Source organism: Amycolatopsis rifamycinica (genome assembly GCF_000695625.1).
In the GTDB taxonomy this organism is placed as follows: Bacteria; Actinomycetota; Actinomycetes; order Mycobacteriales; family Pseudonocardiaceae; genus Amycolatopsis; species Amycolatopsis rifamycinica.
Genome location: NZ_JMQI01000026.1, coordinates 58519 through 77169, shown reverse-complemented (window position 1 = coordinate 77169; position 18651 = coordinate 58519). Strand labels below are relative to the sequence as shown.

Below are 18651 nucleotides of genomic sequence, written 5' to 3'. Positions count from 1 at the left end.
TGTGCGCGGCGCTGCCGGGTGATGTGCTGTGCACCGTCGTGAATCACCGGAATCGCTTTCCGGTGACCCTTTTCCCCTGCGAGGTTCCATGAGTGCCCCACCGACCGGCATCCGCGGCTTCGTCCGCGGTCACGCCCTGACCACTTTCTTCGTGCTCGCCAACGGGCTCAGCTGGCTGGCGTGGTTGCCGTATGTCCTGTCCCAGAACGGCCTGGGGGTGATCGGCCTGCGTTTCCCCGAGGTGCTCGGCTCCGACCAGGTGCTCGGCGTCCTGCCCGGGGCCTACCTCGGCCCGGTGACGGCGGCGTTCATCGTGACCGCCACGGCCGACGGCCGGGCGGGGCTGCGCCACTGGGCGGGCCGGCTCTTCCGCTGGCGGGTCAACTGGCGCTGGTACGCCGGCATCCTGACCGCCGTGCCGGTCATCACCCTGCTCGCGACGCTGGCCCTGCCGGGTGCCCTCGAGGAAATGCGGATGCCGGACGCCGCCGTGCTGATCGCCTACCTGCCGATGCTCGTCGGCCAGTTCTTCACCACGGCGGTCGCCGAAGAGCCCGGCTGGCGGGACTTCGCCCTTCCCCGCCTGCAACGCAGGTACAGCGCCACGATCGGCACCGTGGTCCTCGGCGTGCTGTGGGGCGTGTGGCACCTCCCGCTGTACCTGACCCACTGGGGCGGCTGGCCGGACGTCACCTGGTGGCAGCCGATCGAGTTCGTCGCCGCCTGCGTTCCCATCAGCCTCGCCATGACCTGGGTCTTCAACCGCACCCACGAGAGCCTGCCGATGGTCATGATCCTGCACGCGAGCATCAACACCGTCTTCTCCCTGCTCTGGCCCCAGATGTTCCCGAGCCTGACCAACCGCGACGGCACCCACGTGGTCCTGATCGCCTCCACCGCGGCGGCCCTGATCCTGCTCGCCGTCACCCGCGGAAAGCTCGGCCTGCGGACCGCCGGCACCGCCGGCCGGGCCGAGCCGGCGATCCCGGGTCCGGTCACCACGTCGCCGCGCGAGGTCGCGGAAAACCACGGCCGTGGACCGGGTTCCGCGTAACCGTCCTCTTCAGAACCAACTCTCAGAACTAAGGTTGTTGTGATGTCATTCCAGAATGCCCGTGCCGACGTTGCCGTTCCCGCTTCGGCGGTGCGGGTTCGAGGCCTCAGAAAGGTCTACGGATCGGATCGACAGGCGGTGACCGCCCTCGCCGGCGTCGACGCGATGTTCGAGCGGGGAACGTTCACCGCGGTGATGGGACCGTCCGGTTCGGGCAAGAGCACCTTGCTGCAGACCGCGGCCGGGCTGGACCGGCCGACCGGCGGCCAGGCGTGGGTGGGCGACACGGAACTGTCCCCGCTCTCGGAAACGGATCTGACGAAACTGCGGCGGTCGAAGATCGGGTTCATCTTCCAGGCGTTCAACCTCATCGGCGCGTTGACGGTGCAGGAGAACATCGTGTTGCCGCTGCAGTTGTCGGGCGAACGCGCCGACGCGGCCTGGATCCGGCAGGTCGTCGACCGGGTCGGGCTGACCGAACGGCTGTCGCACCGGCCGTCGGAGCTGTCCGGCGGCCAGCAGCAGCGGGTGGCGATCGCCCGGGCGCTGGCGACGCGCCCGGAGGTCATCTTCTGCGACGAACCGACCGGTGCGCTGGACACCCAGACCGCGGCCGAGGTGCTGAGCCTGCTCCGCTCGGTGGTGGACGAGGCCGGACAGACGGTGATCATGGTGACCCACGACCCGGTCGCGGCGTCGTACGCGGATCGGGTGCTGGTGCTGGCCGACGGCCGGATCGTGCACGACATGCCGCAGCCCGGCGCGGAACGCATCGCCGAGCACCTGGCGTCGCTGGGCCGCCGCCAGCGCGTGACGCAGGAGCGCTGAGCGATGCTGAAGCTGGCCGCGAAAATGCTGCGCCACCGCAAAGGCAGCGCCGTCGCCACCCTGCTCGCCTTGACGGCCGGAGTGGCGATCTTGACTTCGATGGGTCTGCTCGTGGAATCGGGCCTGCGCTTCGAAACCGCGCCGCGGCGCTACGCCGCGGCGGATGTGGTCGTCGCCTACCGCGACATCACGCTCACGTCCCCGGACGGCGAGGAGAAGGTCGCCGTGCAGCTGCCCGAGGGCGGCACCGTCCCGGCCGCGGTGGCCGACCGGCTCCGGCGGGTACCGGGCGTGGCCACCGCCGTCGCGGACACGTCGGTGACGGCGATCCTGCCCAACGGCGCCGCGACCGGACACGGGTGGAGCAGCACGGCTCTCACCCCCTACCGGCTGGTCGCGGGCGTGCCCCCGAAGGGCGACGACGAGGTCGCGGTGGACGAACGACTGGCCGGTTCGGTGGTGCCCGGCGGCGAGGTCCCCGTCCTGGTGGGCGGCACGGCCCGGGTGTACCGGGTCAGCGGGCTCGTGCGCGACGCCGGTCCCGGACCGGGCTCCGCCGCGTCGCCCGCGGTGTTCTTCACCGACGAGCACGCGGCGGCCGTGTACCCGCGGCAGGGCCGGGTCGACGCGGTCGGTGTCATCGCCGCACCGGGCGCCGCCGGGGCCGGCCTGGTCGCCGAGGTGCGCAAGGTGGCCGCCGAAGCCGGCGCCAAGGCCTACGCCGGTGCCGACCGGGGGCTGCTGGAACAGTCCGCGGACCAGGCGGCCGCCACCCTGCTGGTCCAGCTCGGTGCCGTCTTCGGCGGGTACGTGGCGCTGCTGGTGATGTTCGTCGTGGCCGGGACGATCGGCCTCGCGGTCCGGCACCGGCGGCGCGATCTCGCCCTGCTCCGCGCCGTCGCCGCGACCCCCGGCCAGATCGCCCGGCTGATCCTCACCGAAGTCGGGCTGATCAGCCTGCTGTCGGCCGCCATCGGGGTGCCCACGGGCTGGTTCGCCACCCGGTGGCTGCGCCGGGAACTGGTCGGCCGCGGATTCGTGCCGGACACCTTCCCGCTCACCGGCGGGGTACTGACCGCGGTCGCCGTGGTGGTGACGACCGTGGCGGTGGCCGTGGGGGCCGCCCTGATCGCCGCCCGCCGGACGGTGCTGATCCGCCCGACGGAGGCGCTCGGCGAGATCGCCGTGGAATCCGGGCGGAACAGCAGGATCCGCCTGTTCTCGGGGTTCGCCGCGCTGGCCGGGGGCATTTTCCTGACCACGCTCACCACCGCGCTGAAGGGGAACGCGGCCCTCGGCACCGCGATGGGCCTGCTGTGCCTGCTCGTCCTCGCGGTCGCCCTGCTCGCCCCGTGGATCAACCGGACGGCCGCCCGGCTGCTCGGCCCGGTGCTGCGTGCGGTGTGGGGCGACAGCGGCTACCTCGCCGCGGCGAACCTGCGCGCCAACGCCCAGGGCATGGTCACCGTCCTCACCGCACTGGTGCTGTCGGTCGGCTTCGGCGGCTCCCTGTGGTTCCTCCAGGACAACCTGGAGCAGCAGACCGTCGCCCAGAGCCACGACGGGATGCTCGCCCAGAACGCCGTGCTCTCCGCCGCCGGCCTGCCGGACACCGCGCTCGCGGAAATCCGGAAGATCCCCGGCGTGGTGGCGGCCACCGGAATCCGGAACACGTCGATCATCCCCGACCGGGGCGAGGACGCCGCCGGCGTGCAGGCGATCGATCCGGACGGTGCCGAGCGCACCATGGACCTCCAGGTGCGCAGCGGTCGCCTCGCAGACCTGCGCGGGCCCGCCATGGCGGTGTCGACCATGCAGGCCGATTCGAACAACTGGAAGGTCGGCGACCAGGTCAAGGTGTGGCTCGGCGACGGCACACCGGCCACCCTGCGCATCGTCGCGACCTACGCCCGCGGCATCGGCTTCGGCGACGTCACCGTCGCCAAGGACGTCGTCACCGGTCACACGGCCGCCCCCGGTTACGAGCGGATCCTCGTCCGCAGCGAACCGGGCACCGACGTCTCCGCCGCCCTGGCCGGCGTCACCGGCCGGTACCCCGGCAGCGCGGTGACGAGCACCGCCGCCCTCGCCGGCCGGCTCGCCGACGACGTGGCGCTGAGCGCCTGGCTGAACAAGCTGCTGATCGGCATCATGGTCGGCTACGCCGCCCTCGCCGCCGCCAACACCATGGTCATGGCCGCCCTCGCGCGGGGCCGTGAGCTGGCGCTGCTGCGCCTGGTCGGCGTCACCCGCCGGCAGGTCAAGCGCATGGTGCACGCGGAGCAGACCGGCCTGCTCGGCGTCTCGCTGCTCATCGGCGGAGCCATCGCCGCGCTCACCCTGGTCTCGGTGGTGCGCACGCTCACCGGGCAGAACGTTCCTTACGTCCCCGCACTGGGCTGGGTGGCCATCATCGGCGGCACGACGCTGCTCGCCCTGTTCACCACCGTCCTGCCCATCGCCCGGCTGCTGCGCGTCCCGCCGATCGCCGGCATCGGCGGCAAGGAATGACCGGCTGAACGGCACCGAAGGGCGTCTCCGCGATGCGGGAACGCCCTTCGGTGCCGGTGGTGTGTCCGGGCTACCGCGACGCTTCCAGGTACCGCAGCACAGCGGCCACCCGGCGGTCGGTCCGGTCCTCCGGGGCGAGGCCGAGCTTGGCGAAGATCCCGCGGATGTGCTTGTGGACGGCGCTCTCGGTGATGAACAGCTTCCCGGCGATGGTCGTGTTGCCCAGACCCTCGGCCATCAAGGCGAGCACCTCGAGCTCACGCCGGCTGAGCAGGGCGAGCGTGCTGTCCCGCCGGGACCGGGCGAGCAGCTGGCCGATCACCTCGGGGTCGACGGCCGTGCCGCCGTCGGCGACCCGGTGCAGCGCGGTGAGGAACTCCTCGACCCGGCCGACGCGTTCCTTGAGCAGGTAGCCGAGCCCAGCCGAACCGTGGGCCAGCAGGTCGGTGGCGAAGGCCTGTTCGACGTAGGCGGAGAGCACGAGCACGGCCAGGTCCGGCTGCCGGCGCCGCGCCTCCACGGCGGCGGCGATCCCCTCGTCGGTGTGGGTCGGCGGCATGCGGACATCGACGATCGCGACGTCCGGCCGGTGCTCGTCGACGGCGGCGAGGAAGGTGCCGGCGCCGTCGGTCGTGGCGACCACGTCGAGGCCTTCGGCGCGCAGCAGCAGCGCAAGCCCCTCGCGCAGCAGGGATTCGTCCTCGGCGATCACGATCCGCACGGCAGCTCCACGTCCATTCTCGTCGGCCCACCCGGCGGGCTGCTGAGCACGAGGCGGCCATCGTAAGCCTCGATGCGCCGGCGGATGCCGCGGAGCCCCGACCCGCCGTTCTCGTCCGCGCCGCCGTGACCGTCGTCGGTGACCCGCAGGTGCAGCCGATCGCCCTCGCGCCACACCGTGACCGCGGCCGAGTTCGCGCCACTGTGCTTGACGACGTTGGTCAGCGCCTCGGCGACCACGAAGTACGCGGTCGCCTCGACGGACACCGCGCACCGGCCGGGTACGTCCACCTCAAGCTCGCACGGCACCGAACAGGTAGCCGCGAGCCCGGCCAGGGCCGCGCCGAGGCCCCGGTCGCCGAGCACCGGCGGGAGGATGCCCCGGACCACCGCGCGCAACTCGGCGAGAGCCTGCTCGTTCGCCTCTTGAGCGCGTTCGAGAATGCCGGCGACCGCGGCCGGATTGCGGTCGACCGCCCGGCGCGCGGCCCCGACCAGCACGTTGACCGCCACCAGCCGGTTCTGGGTGCCGTCGTGCAGTGACCGCTCGATGCGTCGGAGCTCGGCGGCGTGCGCGTCGAGAGCCGCGGCGCGCGTGGCGGTCAGCTCGGCCACGCGCAGCGACAGGTCGACGTCACCGGCCGGGCCGAGCAGCCGGCGCCCGGGCAGGGCCTGCAGCTTGGCGATACCGGGGCCCAGGCCGAGGATCGCGACCGCGAGTCCCACGCCGGTCAGCCCCACCCCGAGTGCGTCGGCGAACCCGTCGATCCGCCACCCGATGAGCCCCGGCCCGCCGACGTCCGGGTCGAGTGCCCAGTAGTAGAGGGGGAACGTGCCGTTCTGAACCGCGTACAGCGGCAGGGTGAACGCGGCGACGCTGAGCACGAGACCCAGCGTCCCGTGGACGGCCAGCCAGGCCAGCTCACGCCGGACCGCCAGGTCCCGCAGCGCTTCCCGGACGGTCGCCGGCAGTGGCGGCGGCCCGATCACGGCCGGGCCCCACCGGCTCAGCCGGGCCCGCTCCCGGTTGGCCACGGCGCGGCTCACCCGGAAAACGGCCGGCGCCAGCAGCAGGCCGACGCCGAGCACGCTCGCGGCCGCCACCGTGGCCAGCCAGAGCAGGGTCAGGAAGGCCAGCAGCGAGGTGCCGAGACCGCCGACGATGTGCTCGACCGCGGTGACGCCCGCACGCAGCCGCTCTCTGAAGTGGTCACGCCAGGTCGTGGTGCCGGTATCGCGCAGCATCGTTCACCTCCCCCCGGTGCGACGACAGCCGACGATCAGTTTAGCCGGTCGGGGGAGGGGACGATCCAGGAAACTCCTCCCTCGGCCTCCGCCCGACGGAGCCCGGCCGCCTTCGAGTGCGAGTTTCGCACGAGAAGTGAGGTCGACAGGTCGCCGCCGGAAGAGCCGCCCGTGCCGTAGGTCCAGCGCACGGTCCCTTCGTGTGGACCGTCCGTTGTGGATGATCCGGAGTGGCGGCGTCGTGCAGGGCCGATGGCCACGGCAGCACCGCGGCCGCGCGGCGCCGGACCGCCCAGCTGACCGTGGCCGGCAGCCACGGCCACGGCGGCTTCGCCGGGATGCTGCTCGGCTCGACCAGCCAGGCGCTGGTCCAGCACCGAGTCTGGCGAGGCTCGCTGAGAACACCCGGTCGAAGCCCCCTGTTCGGACTGCCGCGGGGTCTCTTGGATGCGGCCTCGCAGGCCCGGACGATGTCCCCGGCCACGCGGCTGTCCACTTCGGACTGACAGGTCCACGACACCCGCGTGGACGTGCCCGGCGGTTGACCTTGGTCCTCCGGGATGGGGACGAACGACCGCGTTCCGGGACAGCCGGCGGGCCCTAATGTCGGCCTGGGTGCGCGGCCGGCGCATCCGGACGACGAAGGAGCCGACATAGCTCACCGGGGTGGACGTCGCTCCGACGCTGACCTTCGCCCGCCGGCTGGCCGAGCTGGGCAAGCCGATGTGGATCCGGTTCGTGCTCGTGCCCGGCCTCACCGACGACCCGGACGACGTCGAAGGCATCGCCTCCTTCGTCAGCGGGCTGTCCTCCGTGGAACGGGTGGACGTGCTGCCGTTCCACAAGCTCGGCGCGGCCAAGTACACCGCGCTCGGTCTGCCGTTCCCGCTCGCCCACGTCCCGGCCCCCGGCCCGGAGCTCGTGCAGCGGGTCCGCGACCAGTTCGCCCGGCACCACCTGACGACAACCTGATCTCGCGGACCCGCGCGCTCGTGCGTTCAGGGACGCCGATGGGCTGCCCGGGGTCGTCGGTGTAGTGGAAGTGCGCCACGACGAAGGAGGAGCCGGTGACGTGGAACGTCCCAGTCGAGGGGAACGCCGAGGGCCGCCGCGCCGTCATCGACGACGTTGTGCCCACCGTCGGCGCCTATCAGCAGGTGGCCCTTCGGAGAAGCAAGTGTCTCGTTGAGCCGGATGAGAGGCCCTGCTTACGTGAGAGCTTCAACGAAGGAAACGTCGAGTGTCGGCCACGTCAACCGACCCAATTCTGGATGTCGTCGTCGGCCTGGTGGCGGCTGCGGTACCGGCCCGGCGAGTCGCCGTGCTCGCGCTTGAAGGCCGCGGCGAAGGCGAACGGTGAGGAGTAACCGCAGCGCTGCGCGACCGAGGGGAGCGGCAGGTCCGTCTCGCGCAGCAGCCGCGCGCCGAGGGTCAGGCGCCAGTACGTCAGGTACGCCATCGGTGGCTGCCCGACCAGCGCGGTGAACTTGCGCGAGAACGCCGCGCGGGACAGCCCCGCCCGGGCGCCCAGTTCCTCCACCGTCCACGGCCGCAGCGGATCGTCGTGGAGGCAGCGCAGGGCCGTCCCGATCGCCGGGTCGGTCAGGGCCGCGCACCACCCCGCCGCGTCGCGGCCCGGCTCTTCGGTCAGCCACTCGCGCAGCAGGAACAGCAGCAGCAGGTCCAGCAGCGACGGGATCGCCGCGTCCGCGCCGAGACCGGGCGCGGTCAGCTCCCCGCCCAGCAGGCCGACCACCGCCGACACCGTGGGGTGACCGCCCGCGCGCGCCCGCAGGTGGATGACCTCGGGCAGGTCGGTGAGCAGCGGGTGCAGCCGGCTCCGGTCGAGCTGGTAGGCGCCGCACAGCAGCTGCGTGGCGTCGTCGAGCCCGGTGTCGGTGAGGGCGTGGGCGGTTCCGCGCGGGGTGAGCACCACGTCGCCGGCCTGCAGGACGAGCGGTGCCGCGCCGGGAGTCACCATGCGGCAGCTGCCCTCGAGCACGAGGTGGAAGCCGATCCCGGCGAAGGCGGCGAAGTCGGTCCGCCACCCGCCACGGCGGTCCTCCCGGTTGGCGAACGGGCGGCCGGTGCGCACCGCCCCGATCACGTCACTGAGCACATCCACGCAGCCAATGTACGCCTGTCGAAGACGATCGCGTATTGAAGCGGCACTCTGAACTATCGATCGTGCTCCAGTACCGGCCTAGCGTGGCGGTATGGACACCATCAACCTTGGCGACGTCGAGATCACCCGTGTCGTGGAGTGGCAGGGCCCGATCGCTCCGATGCCCGTGCTGTTCCCCGACCTGGACCAGCACCCCTGGCGCACGGACGACCGGCTCACGCCCCACTTCTGGAACCCCGTCACCGACGACTACCTGGCGGCCGTGCAGACCTGGGTGCTGCGCAGCGAGGGCAGGGTCATCCTCGTCGACACCGGTGTGGGCAACCACAAGGAACGGCCGTACATGCCGCCGTGGCGGCACCGCGACGAGGACTTCCTCGGCCGCCTGGCCGCGGCCGGCGTCCGCCCCGAAGACGTCGATCTCGTGGTCAACACGCACATCCACGCCGATCACGTCGGGTGGAACACCCGGCTCGTCGACCGGGCGTGGGTGCCGACGTTCCCCAACGCCACCTACCTCATCGCCCGCCCCGACTTCGAGTACTGGAACCCGCGCCACGACATCCCCAAGCACGGGTCGGTCAATGGCATCAACTCCCGGCTGGCGAACGGGAACACGTTCGAGGACAGCATCGACCCGGTGCACGAAGCCGGGCAGACCCTGCTGTGGGAGGGCCGGACCCACCGGATCGACGGCCACCTGAGCCTCGAACTCGCCCCCGGCCACACCCCCGGCTCGGCCATCGTGCGCCTGGAGTCGGGCACCGACCGGGCGTTCTTCGTCGGCGACGTCGTGCACACCCCCGCGCAGTTCGCCTACCCCGGCTGTGACACCTGCCTCAGTGAAAACCAAGCGGAGGCGGCCAAGTCGCGGATGCGCGTACTCGCCGAGGCCGCCGACACCAACGCACTGGTGATCCCGGCCCACTTCCCCGGCGCGGGCGCGGCCGAGATCAAGCGGGCGGGGAACGCCTTCGAGGTGCACCGCTGGGCGCCGTTCACGTCGTCGGCGTCACCTTTTGTTGACGTGTCCACAAGTCGCGGCTAGTTTGCGGACACATCAACAAACTCGACCGAGAGGAACCCCGCATCGTGACGTCTCTGGCCATGCCCACCACCGCGGCTGTCGCGCTCGAAGGGGTCAGCCGCACCTACGGCACCGGCCCGGCCGCGGTCCGCGCGGTCGACGACGTGACCATCGGCTTCCCCCGCGGCAGCTGGACGGCCGTGATGGGCCCCTCGGGGTCCGGCAAGTCGACCCTGCTGCACCTCGCGGCCGGGTTGGAACGGGCCGACAGCGGCCGGATCCGGTTGGGTGACACCGACATCGCGGCCGCCGGCGACGACGAGCTGACGGCGTTGCGGCGCACCCGGATCGGGTTCGTGTTCCAGTCGTTCAACCTCATCGGGTCGCTCACCGCGGCCGAGAACGTGGCCCTGCCCCTGCGGCTGGCGGGCCGCGAGCCGTCCAGCACGGAAGTCACGGACATCCTGGCCGCCGTCGGGCTCGCCGAGCGGGCCCGGCACCGGCCGCGCGAGCTGTCCGGCGGGCAGCAGCAGCGGGTGGCGATCGCCCGCGCGATGATCACCCGGCCCGAGATCCTGTTCGCCGACGAACCGACCGGCGCGCTCGACACCCGCGCCGGCGACCGGGTGCTCGAGCTGATGCGCGCGATGACCGCCGCCGGCCAGAGCATCCTGATGGTCACCCACGATGCCGCCGCGGCCGCGCGGGCCGACGCTGTGGTGTTCCTGCGCGACGGACGCCTCGCCGGGCGGCTCGAGGGCGCCGGCGCCGCCACGGTCGCCGAGCACCTCGTGGCACTGGAGGGCTGAGCGATGCTTCGGTTGAGCTGGGCCGGGTTTCGTGACCGCTGGCCGCTGTTCCTCGGTGCCGCGGTGACGACGTGCCTCGGGGTCGCGCTCGTGCAGTCGTCGCTGCTGGTGCTGCTGGCCGTCGCCGGGCTGCGGCCCGCGCCGGGCGCCTCTGCGCTGGAGGCGACGACGCTGGCGGCCGCCCGCGAGACCGGCGTGGCGCTCATGGGCGTGACGCTCGGGTTCGGGGCGTTCCTGGCGGTGTTCGTCATCGCCTCGACGTTCGCCTTCACGGTCGCGCAGCGGCGCCGCGACCTCGCTCTGCTGCGGCTCGTCGGCGGTTCGCGGCGGCAGCTGCGCCGGGTGCTGACCGGCGAGGCCGTGCTCCTCGGCGCGGTGGGCGGGCTGGCCGGGATCCCGGCCGGGCTGGGTGTCCTGGCCGTGCAGACGCGGATGCTGCGGGACCTCGGGTTCGTCCCGGCGGGCTTCGCGGCCCCGGTGCTGCCGTGGGTGTTCGTGGTGTCGCTCGGCTCCGGAGTCGCGCTCGCGGTCGCCGGGGTGCTCGTGGCGGCGCGGCGCGCGGCGGCCGTCCGGCCGCTGGAAGCGTTGCGCGAGACCGGTTCCGCGGCCCGGGTGATGACCCGCGCGCGCTGGTGGCTGTTCGCGGTGTCCGCCGCGGGCGCGGTCGCGCTCGTCGTGCTGGCCCCGGTGGGCGGCGCGGCCGGCGGCCAGGCCATGGCGATCTCGGTGAGCGTGTGCGCGTCGCTGGCGTTCACCGCGATCAGCCCGGTCTTGGTGCCCGCGTTCGCGAGAGCAATGCCCCGGCGAGGTGTGTTGGCCGGCCTGGCGGCGGCGAACCTGCGGGACGGCGTCCGGCGCAGCACCTCGATCGCCGCGCCCGTGATCGTGCTGACCGGCCTGGTGCTCGGGCAGGCGACGGCGATGGCGTCCTTCGCCGACGCGGGACAGCGCCAGGCCGCGCGGGACACCGTGGCCGACTTCGTGGTGGCGGGGCCCGTCGCGGCCGGCGTGCCCGGCGTGGCGGTGGCCTCGGCCGAGACGGAAGTGCCGGTGGTGCTCACCGTCGGCACCGGCGACCTCGCCTACACCGAGACCCGGACGGCGCTGCTCGTGGATCCCACGGCCTACGAACGGGTCCACCCCGCTACCGGCTCGCTGGCGGCCTTGCGCGGACCCGTCGCCGTGGCGGGGCCGGGCGGGGACGACGTGTCGGCCGGCGACACCGTCGGCGTCCGCTTCGGCGACGTCGACCTGGGTCGGCTTCCGGTCGTCGCCGAGGTCCCGGCCGGCGCCGGTGGAGGCCCGGCGCTGCTGCTGCCCCGGGCTCTGCTGCCCGCCGACCTCATCACCGGGGCTTCGGAATGGACGTTCGTGACCGTCGCTCCCACGGCCGATCGCGCGGAGGTGGCCGCGCGGCTGGGCAGCGTGCTGCCGGTGGCCGAGTGGCTGACGCGGAACGCGACAGCGCAGAACGGCACCACGGACGGGGTGCTGCTGGTGGTCATGGGACTGGGCGGGTTGTTCGCCGCGCTCGGCGTCGTCAACTCGGTGGTGATCGCCACCGGGGAACGCCGCCGGGAGTTCGCCGCGGCGCGCGTGACCGGGCTGACGCGGCGTCAGGTGCTCCGCGCCGCGCTGCTGGAGTCGGCCGCGGTCACGGCGGCGGGTCTGGTGCTGGGGCTGCTGGCCGCGGCGGGAACGCTGCTCGCGGTGCTGGCCACCACGGCGGCGGTGACCGGCACCGCGACGGCGGTCGTGTCCTGGCCCCTGCTCCTCGGCGTGGTCGCCGGCGCGGTGCTGCTCACCGGGGTGAGCAGCCTGCCGGCGGCGTGGTCGGCGACGCGGACCAGCCCGGTGACGCTGCTCGCCGCGCGGGACTAGCCGTCTTCGCCGAGCCCGTCGAGCAGGCGCTCGAACAGCCGGGTCAGCGTGGCCTGGTCACGCTCGGAGAGCCGGTCGAAGAAGTGCCGGCGGACGGCGGCGACGTGCTCTGGTGCGGCCGCTTCGATCGCCGCGCGGCCGGCGGCGGTGACCCGCACCATCGCGCCCCGCGCGTCCTCGGCGCAGTCCTCGCGCGTCACCAGGCCCCGCTTCTCCATCCGCTTGACCTGGTGGGACAGCCGGCTGCGGTCCCAGCCGACCTGGCGGCCGAGCTCGCGCATGCGGATCACCCCGTCCTCGGCCTCCGACACCGGCGCCAGCACGGCGTACTCCGCCCCGGACAGACCCGCGTCGCGCTCCAGTTGCTGCTCGAAGGCGCGCTGCAGTTCGCGGGTGAGTCCCCGGTACGCCTGCCAGAGCCGGGCTTCGCGGTCGTCGAGCCATCGGACGTCAGCCATCCCGGCACCCTACCGCTTTGTTGACGCATCATCAAAGCCCGGCTAATTTGTGGACACATCATCAAACGGGAAGAGGGACATGACACGCATCGCGATCATCCTGGGCAGCACGCGCCCGGGCCGGAACGGGGAAGCGGTGGCGCGCTGGGTCCACGAGATCGCCGCGGCCCGCGGTGACGCGGACTTCGAACTGGTCGACATCGCCGAGTACCGGCTGCCGCACCTGGACGAGGCCGCGCCGCCGTCGCTCGGGCAGTACGCGCACGAGCACACGAAGGCGTGGGCGGCGAAGATCGCCTCGTTCGACGGCTACGTCTTCGTCACGCCGGAGTACAACCACTCGACTTCGGGCGCGCTGAAGAACGCGATCGACTTCCTCTACGGCGAGTGGAACGACAAGGCGGCCGGGTTCGTCAGCTACGGCAGCGCGGGCGGCACCCGCGCGGTCGAACACCTCCGGCTGGTCATGGGCGAGCTGCAGGTCGCCGACGTCCGCAACCAGGTCGCGCTCTCGCTGTTCACCGACTTCACGGACTTCGCCACGTTCACCCCCGCCGAGCGGCACACCGCGGCGGTCGAGGCCTTGCTGGACCAGGTGATCGCGTGGAGCCGGGCGCTGGCCTCGCTGCGCACCGACGCCAAGGAGGTCGTGCGCCGCAACACCGAACGCGTGCAGTCCGGCGGCGACTTCGCCCTCTTCGAGGAGCTGTTCGCCGACGACTTCGTCGACCACACCCCGCAGCCGGGCACCACCCCGGACAAGGACGGCGTCCGCGTCCTCTACCACGCGCTGCGCTCGGCGTTCCCCGACTTCTCGGCGAAGATCCACTGGCAGACCGTCGACGGCGACGTCGTGACGACCTACAAGACCTACTCGGGCACGCACCGGGGCGAGTTCCTCGGCCTGGCCGCGACCGGCGAACACGTCGAGTTCGAGACCGTGGACGCGATGCGCGTGGTCGACGGGAGGATCACCGAGCACTGGGGCGTGGCCAACCTGTACTCGGTCCTGCAGCAGGTCGGAGCGCTGAAGTGACCGCCGTGCCCCGAGCAGTGCGGTTCTCCCGCTACGGCGGTCCCGAGGTCTTGGAGATCGCGGAGGTCGACCGGCCCCGCGCCGGCCACGGCCAAGTGGTCGTCGAGGTCGTCGCCGCGGCCCTCAACCCGGGCGAGATCGGCATCCGGGAGGGCGTGTTCGCCGAGATCTGGCCCGCGCGGTTCCCCGAAGGGCAGGGCAACGACTTCGCCGGACGGGTCGCCGAGACCGGCGACGGCGTGCCGGCGTTCGCGCCCGGGGACGAGGTCCTCGGCTTCGCCCCGCGCGCGGCGCAGGCCGACTTCGTGGTGGTCGGTCCCGGCGCGCTCACCGCCAAACCCGCCGGGCTCGGCTGGGCCGAAGCGGCGAGCATCGCCGGGGCCGGAGCCACCGCGTGGGCCGGGATCGAGGCCGTCGGCCCGCGCCCGGGGGAGACGGTCGTCGTCTCGGCCGCGGCCGGCGGGGTCGGCGTGCTCGCCGCCCAGCTGGCCCGGCTGCGCGGGGCCACGGTGATCGGCACCGCGAGCGAAGGCAACTTCGATTTCCTGCGCGACCTCGGCATCCGGCCCGTGGCCTACGGTCCCGGGCTGGCCGACCGGCTGCGGTCCGCGGCGCCGGACGGCATCGACGCGTACGTGGACACCTTCGGCGCGAGCAACGTGGACGTCGCCCTCGCCCTGGGCGTCCGCCCGGACCGGATCAACACCATTGCCGACGGCCTCGCGGTCCAGCGCCACGGCGTGCACTCGGCCGCGCAGGAACAGGCCGACGACCCGGCGATCTGGGCCGTGCTGGCCGACCTCGTGGCGAAGGGCGAGCTCACCGTCCCCATCGCCGCGGTCTACCCCCTGGAGCGGGTCCGCGACGCCTACCGGGACCTGGCCACCCGGCACGTCCGCGGCAAGCGCGTCCTGGCCGTGAAACCCCTGTCCGACTTCGAAGGAGACCACCGATGAAGGCCCTGCTCGCCCGTGCCTACGGACCGCTGGAAGACCTGGAGATCGCCGAGGTGCCGCGGCCCGAACCCGGCGCGGGGCAGGTCCTGGTGCGCGTCGAAGCCGCCGCCGTCAACCCCGTCGACCTCGCCCTGATCACCGGCGCGATGCGGGACGCGCTCCCGGTGCCGCACCCGTTCGTGCCCGGTGTCGACGTCAGCGGCGTGGTCGAGGCCGTCGGCCCCGGCGCCGACCGCTTCCGGGCCGGGGACGCGGTGCTCGCGTGGAACGGCGTCCCCTCCGGCGCCTTCGCCGAATACGCCCTGGTGCGCGCGGACGACTCCGCCGCGCCGCGGCCGGCCGCGCTGGACGCCCGCCACGGCGCCGCGCTGCCGACCGGGGCGCTCACCGCGGCCGCCCTGCTGGACGAGGCCGAACCCGGCCCGGGCACGACCGTGCTGATCGTCGGCGCCACCGGCGGCCTCGGCGGCTACGCGGTCCAGCTCGCCAAGCGCGCCGGCGCGACCGTGCTCGCCACCGGCCGCGACGGCGACCAGGACCAGCTCCGGACGCTGGGGGCGGACGGCGTCATCGACTACCGCGCCGAGAACGTCGCCGAACGGGTGCGGAACTGGGCTCCCGAAGGCGCCGACGTGGTGCTCGACCTGGCCCAGGCCGGTCCCGCGCTGGCCGGCTCGGCGGCGGCCGCGAAGCCCGGCGGCCTGGTCGTCTCCCCGCTCGGCGGACCGCCCGCGTTCGACCGGGACGTCCGCGCCCGCTACACCGGGACGACCACCCCGGCCGGCCGGCTGGCCGAGCTCGCCGGGCAGGCCGCCACGGGCGCGCTGCACATCGGGATCGGGGCGGAGTACCCGTTCCCCGAAGTGCGGCAGGCGCTGCTGGACTTCGCCGCGCGGCGCGTCCGCGGCAAGGTCGTCATCACCTTCTGAAACCCCGCACCGTCCTGATCGGAGAGACCATGACCACCACCGTGCGGCGCAACGACACCGAGAGCCGCTACAAGATCACTGTGGACGGTGACCTCGCCGGGTTCGCCGCCTACGCCGACCACGACGGCCGGCGGATCATGTACCACACCGAGATCTTCGACGCCTTCTCCGGCCGTGGCCTGAGCAGCACCCTGATCGCCGGCGCCCTCGACGACCTCCGCGGCTCGGGCACCCGGGTGGTTCCCGTCTGCCCGCTCGTCGTCGCCTACCTGCGCAAGCACCCCGACCAGGACGACATCGCCGACCCCGCCGGGCCGGAGACGCTGCGCTGGCTGCAGACCGTTCTGCGCTGACCCGGCCGGTCAGGTGACGAGCGTGCTCAGCAACGTCAGGGCCTCGGCCGAGGGCGACCGGGGTTCCGCCGGCTGGGCGACCAGCCGCTGGCCGGGGGCGCTCGCGATGGCCAGGACCTCCGTGCGCAGCTCCAGCTCACCGACGTCGGGGTGGCAGAAGTGCCTGCCGTAGGGGAGAACCCCGCGGCGTTCGCCTTCGGCCCACAGCCGGCGGAAGTCCGGGCTGGTGATCGACAGCTCGCCGATCAGTTCCCGCAGCCGCCGGTCGTCGGGCGCGCGGCGGGCCGCCCGGCGCAGGTCGTGGACGGCCGCGCGGGCCGCGGCCGGCCAGTCGCGGAAGAACTCGCGACCGGCCGGGTCGAGGAACACCATGCGGAGCAGGTTGTCGTCGTGGACGAAACCGCTGTGGAGCGCGACGGCGAGCGCGTTGCGCGCCAGGATGTCGTCCGACCACCCCAGGATGTAGGCCGGGGCCGCGGTCCAGTCGTCGAGCAGCGCCAGCACGGACGGGCTGACGCGCTCGGCGTGCCCGCGTGGCCGCCGGTCCACCGTGGGGCGGGCGAGCCGGTGCAGCTCGAGCGCGCCCGTTTCGTCCAGACACAGGGCCCGGTTCAGGCTCGCCACCGTCCGGCGGGTCGGGCGGCCGTGTCCGCGTTCCAGCCGGGCGTAGTACCCGGGGCTCAGCCCGGCCCGTCGCGCGACCTCGTCCCGGCTCAGGCCGGGGACGCGGCGGCGGTCCCCGTCGCTCAGCCCGACCTGCTCGGGCCGCAGGAGCGCACGACGGGTGCGCAGGAATTCCCCCAGCGCCGTGTTGCGCTCACCGTCCATGCGATCGAGAGTAGGGAACGCGACGGCCCGTAGCCTGGGTGCGTCATGCCCAGCCACCCGTCCACGAGAGCGGAGGAACGACCATGACCGGCACCCCGCTGGGCGACTTCCTGCGCGCCCGCCGCGAAGCGCTGACGCCGTCGGACGTCGGGCTGCCCGAGCACGGCCGCCGCCGCGTCAAGGGCCTGCGCCGCGAAGAGGTCGCGATGCTCGCCGGGATGAGCAGTGACTACTACATGCGCCTGGAACAGGGCCGCGAGTCCAGCCCGTCGGCCGCGGTCGTCGATGCGGTGGCCCGGGCGCTGCGGCTCGACGCGGCCGCGACCGAGCACCTGTGGCTCCTGGTCCGGCCCGCCGAGGCGCGAGTGTGGCGCCACTCCGGCGGTCTGCCGGTCAGCGCCGGGCTGCGGCAGCTGATGGACGGCTGGACCGGCTCGCCCGCGTTCGTGGTCGGGCCCGCGCTGGACATCCTCGCCGCCAACGCGATGGCCGACGCGCTCCACGAAAGCTTCACCCCGGCGGACAACCTGGCGCGCATGGTCTTTCTCGATCCCGCCGGGCGCGAGTTCTACCGGGAGTGGGAACGGGCGGCGCACTCCTGCGTGGCCGAAATCCGTGCCGCGTACGGCCACGACCCCGACAACGCGCGCATCGCCCAGGTCGTCGCCGAACTTTCGGCGCGCAGTCCCGAGTTCGCGCGGTTGTGGGGCCGGCACGACGTGAAACCCAAGACGCAGGAGAGCAAGCTCCTGCGGCACCCGCGGGTGGGTGAGCTGCACATCGGGTTCGCCACCTTCACCGTCAGCGGCGCCGCCCACCAGCAGCTCGTCGTCTACCAAGCCGAGCCGGCGTCCCCGACCGCGGCCGCGTTCGAACGGCTGCGCGCCCTCACCTCCGCGGTGGCCTTGTCCGACTAGCCTGGGTGCGCTGTCCCCAGGAAACCCGCGGCCTTCTTCCGGCACTCCGGCCAGGACAAACTCGGTTTTGTCAGCAGCGAGAACCCCTCGCCGCACACGGAGAACAGCCGGAAGGACAAGATCGTCATGGCCACCTGGTTCATCACCGGAGCATCCCGCGGCCTCGGCGCGGAGATCGCCCGCACCGCACTGCGCGGCGGCGACGACGTCGTCGTCGCGGTGCGCAACCCCAGCCGCGTCCCGGAAGACCTGAAGTCGGCGGCGAACGCGCTGGTCGTCGAGCTCGACGTCACCGATGCCGAGGCCATCCCGGCCGCGGTCCAGGCCGCGACGGACCGGTTCGACGGCATCGACGTGCTGGTCAACAACGCCGGCCGCGGCCTGCTCGGCGCGTTGGAGGAAATCACCGACGCCGAGGCCCGGTCGCTGTTCGACCTCAACGTCTTCGGCCTGATCACCATGACCCGCGCGGTGCTGCCCGTCATGCGGCGCCAGGGGTCCGGCAAGCTCGTCCACATCGGATCCCGGTCGGGCTTCGAGGGCGAACCGGGCGTGAGCATGTACAGCGCGTCGAAGTTCGCCGTGGCCGGCATCAGCGAAGCGCTCTCGGCCGAGCTGGCGCCGTTCGGCATCCAGTCCATGGTGGTCGAGCCGGGCGTGCTGCGCACCGACTTCCTCGACACCAGCTCGCTGTCCCTGGCGGCCGAGCGCATCGCCGACTACGACGGCACCCCGGCGCACGTGACCCTCGACTGGGCCGGCACCGCCAACCACACCCAGCTCGGCGACCCCGTCAAGAGCGCCGCGCTGATCCACGAGGTCGCCACGGGGGAGACCCTGCCCACCCACCTGTACCTGGGCCCCGACACCCTCGAGCGGCTGCAGGTCAAGCTGGCCCGGATCGAGAGCGACCTGGCGCCGTGGCGGGACAAGTCCGCCGCCACGGCCCACGAAGACGCCTGATCCCCTTCTCG

19 protein-coding genes are annotated in these 18651 nt (G+C 73.1%); 14 read left to right on the top strand and 5 right to left on the bottom strand.

Features of this window, described 5'->3' with window-relative positions:
* Window positions 1-88 precede the first annotated feature (88 nt).
* Genes DV20_RS12425 through DV20_RS12415 form a run of 3 tightly spaced genes read left to right on the top strand, consistent with a single transcriptional unit; the run spans window position 89 to window position 4393 of the window.
* Window positions 89-1054, top strand: coding sequence for a CPBP family intramembrane glutamic endopeptidase (locus DV20_RS12425; protein WP_063607796.1), 966 nt, complete (start codon window positions 89-91; stop codon window positions 1052-1054).
* 42 nt (window positions 1055-1096) lie between these two features.
* Window positions 1097-1882, top strand: a complete 786-nt coding sequence (locus tag DV20_RS12420) for an ABC transporter ATP-binding protein (protein ID WP_051735938.1) — start codon at window positions 1097-1099, stop codon at window positions 1880-1882.
* 3 nt (window positions 1883-1885) lie between these two features.
* Window positions 1886-4393 (top strand): ABC transporter permease, encoded by a 2508-nt coding sequence (locus DV20_RS12415; protein WP_043779611.1) that lies wholly within the window; start codon window positions 1886-1888, stop codon window positions 4391-4393.
* 70 nt (window positions 4394-4463) lie between these two features.
* Here DV20_RS12415 and DV20_RS12410 read toward each other — a convergent pair whose 3' ends face one another.
* Together DV20_RS12410 and DV20_RS12405 are read right to left on the bottom strand one after the other, a co-directional pair.
* Window positions 4464-5114, bottom strand: coding sequence for a response regulator transcription factor (locus tag DV20_RS12410; protein ID WP_043779609.1), 651 nt, complete (start codon window positions 5112-5114; stop codon window positions 4464-4466).
* Window positions 5102-6358: a sensor histidine kinase gene (locus DV20_RS12405; RefSeq protein WP_043779606.1), complete on the bottom strand. Its 1257-nt coding sequence runs from the start codon at window positions 6356-6358 to the stop codon at window positions 5102-5104. The genes DV20_RS12410 and DV20_RS12405 overlap by 13 nt, the downstream gene beginning before the upstream one ends.
* Before the next feature lie 230 nt (window positions 6359-6588).
* Between DV20_RS12405 and DV20_RS12400 the strand changes: the two genes are divergently transcribed.
* Both DV20_RS12400 and DV20_RS12395 read left to right on the top strand, forming a co-directional pair.
* A complete protein-coding gene (locus tag DV20_RS12400) occupies window positions 6589-6864 on the top strand; it encodes a universal stress protein (RefSeq protein WP_043779605.1) in 276 nt (91 codons plus the stop codon).
* 160 nt (window positions 6865-7024) lie between these two features.
* On the top strand, window positions 7025-7330 hold the full coding sequence (locus DV20_RS12395) for a pyruvate formate-lyase-activating protein (protein ID WP_051735937.1): 306 nt from the start codon (window positions 7025-7027) through the stop codon (window positions 7328-7330).
* 280 nt (window positions 7331-7610) lie between these two features.
* Here DV20_RS12395 and DV20_RS12390 read toward each other — a convergent pair whose 3' ends face one another.
* Entirely contained in the window at window positions 7611-8483 is an 873-nt protein-coding gene (locus DV20_RS12390) for an AraC family transcriptional regulator (RefSeq protein WP_043779602.1), read from the bottom strand.
* A gap of 91 nt (window positions 8484-8574) precedes the next feature.
* Between DV20_RS12390 and DV20_RS12385 the strand changes: the two genes are divergently transcribed.
* The 3 genes from DV20_RS12385 to DV20_RS12375 are packed head-to-tail and all read left to right on the top strand — an operon-like array spanning window position 8575 to window position 12200.
* On the top strand, window positions 8575-9531 hold the full coding sequence (locus DV20_RS12385; protein WP_043779600.1) for an MBL fold metallo-hydrolase: 957 nt from the start codon (window positions 8575-8577) through the stop codon (window positions 9529-9531).
* 59 nt (window positions 9532-9590) lie between these two features.
* The gene (locus DV20_RS12380) at window positions 9591-10319 is read left to right on the top strand and encodes an ABC transporter ATP-binding protein (protein WP_043779599.1); all 729 of its coding nucleotides are present in this window, start codon (window positions 9591-9593) and stop codon (window positions 10317-10319) included.
* A gap of 3 nt (window positions 10320-10322) precedes the next feature.
* A complete protein-coding gene (locus DV20_RS12375; RefSeq protein WP_043779597.1) occupies window positions 10323-12200 on the top strand; it encodes an ABC transporter permease in 1878 nt (625 codons plus the stop codon).
* On the opposite strand, the gene DV20_RS12370 is transcribed toward DV20_RS12375, so the two are convergent.
* Window positions 12197-12658, bottom strand: coding sequence for a MarR family winged helix-turn-helix transcriptional regulator (locus DV20_RS12370; RefSeq protein ID WP_043779595.1), 462 nt, complete (start codon window positions 12656-12658; stop codon window positions 12197-12199). The genes DV20_RS12375 and DV20_RS12370 overlap by 4 nt on opposite strands.
* A 79-nt stretch (window positions 12659-12737) precedes the next feature.
* On the opposite strand from DV20_RS12370, the gene DV20_RS46975 reads away from it, so the two are divergent.
* Genes DV20_RS46975 through DV20_RS12350 form a run of 4 tightly spaced genes read left to right on the top strand, consistent with a single transcriptional unit; the run spans window position 12738 to window position 15932 of the window.
* Entirely contained in the window at window positions 12738-13694 is a 957-nt protein-coding gene (locus DV20_RS46975; RefSeq protein WP_084093445.1) for an NAD(P)H-dependent oxidoreductase, read from the top strand.
* Between the two features lie 5 nt (window positions 13695-13699).
* Complete coding sequence (locus DV20_RS12360) at window positions 13700-14650, top strand: NADP-dependent oxidoreductase (RefSeq protein WP_043779927.1); 951 nt, start codon at window positions 13700-13702, stop codon at window positions 14648-14650.
* Window positions 14647-15579 (top strand): NADP-dependent oxidoreductase, encoded by a 933-nt coding sequence (locus DV20_RS12355; protein ID WP_043779593.1) that lies wholly within the window; start codon window positions 14647-14649, stop codon window positions 15577-15579. The genes DV20_RS12360 and DV20_RS12355 overlap by 4 nt, the downstream gene beginning before the upstream one ends.
* A 29-nt stretch (window positions 15580-15608) precedes the next feature.
* Window positions 15609-15932, top strand: a complete 324-nt coding sequence (locus tag DV20_RS12350; protein WP_043779591.1) for a GNAT family N-acetyltransferase — start codon at window positions 15609-15611, stop codon at window positions 15930-15932.
* Window positions 15933-15941: 9 nt separating this feature from the next.
* Here the strand turns inward: DV20_RS12350 and DV20_RS12345 are convergent, their stop codons facing one another.
* On the bottom strand, window positions 15942-16760 hold the full coding sequence (locus DV20_RS12345) for a helix-turn-helix domain-containing protein (RefSeq protein ID WP_043779588.1): 819 nt from the start codon (window positions 16758-16760) through the stop codon (window positions 15942-15944).
* Window positions 16761-16843: 83 nt separating this feature from the next.
* Here DV20_RS12345 and DV20_RS12340 point away from each other — a divergent pair, with 83 nt between their 5' ends.
* Both DV20_RS12340 and DV20_RS12335 read left to right on the top strand, forming a co-directional pair.
* Window positions 16844-17677: a helix-turn-helix transcriptional regulator gene (locus DV20_RS12340; protein ID WP_043779584.1), complete on the top strand. Its 834-nt coding sequence runs from the start codon at window positions 16844-16846 to the stop codon at window positions 17675-17677.
* Between the two features lie 126 nt (window positions 17678-17803).
* Window positions 17804-18640, top strand: a complete 837-nt coding sequence (locus tag DV20_RS12335) for an SDR family NAD(P)-dependent oxidoreductase (RefSeq protein ID WP_043779581.1) — start codon at window positions 17804-17806, stop codon at window positions 18638-18640.
* Window positions 18641-18651: the final 11 nt, after the last annotated feature.

Coding starts and splice junctions, on each gene's coding strand:
- DV20_RS12385 (WP_043779600.1), top strand. CDS start 8,575: ATGGACACCATCAACCTTGGCGACGTCGAGATCACCCGTGTCGTGGAG.
- DV20_RS12405 (WP_043779606.1), bottom strand. CDS start 6,358: ATGCTGCGCGATACCGGCACCACGACCTGGCGTGACCACTTCAGAGAG.
- DV20_RS12425 (WP_063607796.1), top strand. CDS start 89: ATGAGTGCCCCACCGACCGGCATCCGCGGCTTCGTCCGCGGTCACGCC.
- DV20_RS12335 (WP_043779581.1), top strand. CDS start 17,804: ATGGCCACCTGGTTCATCACCGGAGCATCCCGCGGCCTCGGCGCGGAG.
- DV20_RS12370 (WP_043779595.1), bottom strand. CDS start 12,658: ATGGCTGACGTCCGATGGCTCGACGACCGCGAAGCCCGGCTCTGGCAG.
- DV20_RS12420 (WP_051735938.1), top strand. CDS start 1,097: ATGTCATTCCAGAATGCCCGTGCCGACGTTGCCGTTCCCGCTTCGGCG.
- DV20_RS12340 (WP_043779584.1), top strand. CDS start 16,844: ATGACCGGCACCCCGCTGGGCGACTTCCTGCGCGCCCGCCGCGAAGCG.
- DV20_RS12350 (WP_043779591.1), top strand. CDS start 15,609: ATGACCACCACCGTGCGGCGCAACGACACCGAGAGCCGCTACAAGATC.
- DV20_RS12415 (WP_043779611.1), top strand. CDS start 1,886: ATGCTGAAGCTGGCCGCGAAAATGCTGCGCCACCGCAAAGGCAGCGCC.
- DV20_RS12375 (WP_043779597.1), top strand. CDS start 10,323: ATGCTTCGGTTGAGCTGGGCCGGGTTTCGTGACCGCTGGCCGCTGTTC.
- DV20_RS46975 (WP_084093445.1), top strand. CDS start 12,738: ATGACACGCATCGCGATCATCCTGGGCAGCACGCGCCCGGGCCGGAAC.
- DV20_RS12355 (WP_043779593.1), top strand. CDS start 14,647: ATGAAGGCCCTGCTCGCCCGTGCCTACGGACCGCTGGAAGACCTGGAG.
- DV20_RS12345 (WP_043779588.1), bottom strand. CDS start 16,760: ATGGACGGTGAGCGCAACACGGCGCTGGGGGAATTCCTGCGCACCCGT.
- DV20_RS12380 (WP_043779599.1), top strand. CDS start 9,591: ATGCCCACCACCGCGGCTGTCGCGCTCGAAGGGGTCAGCCGCACCTAC.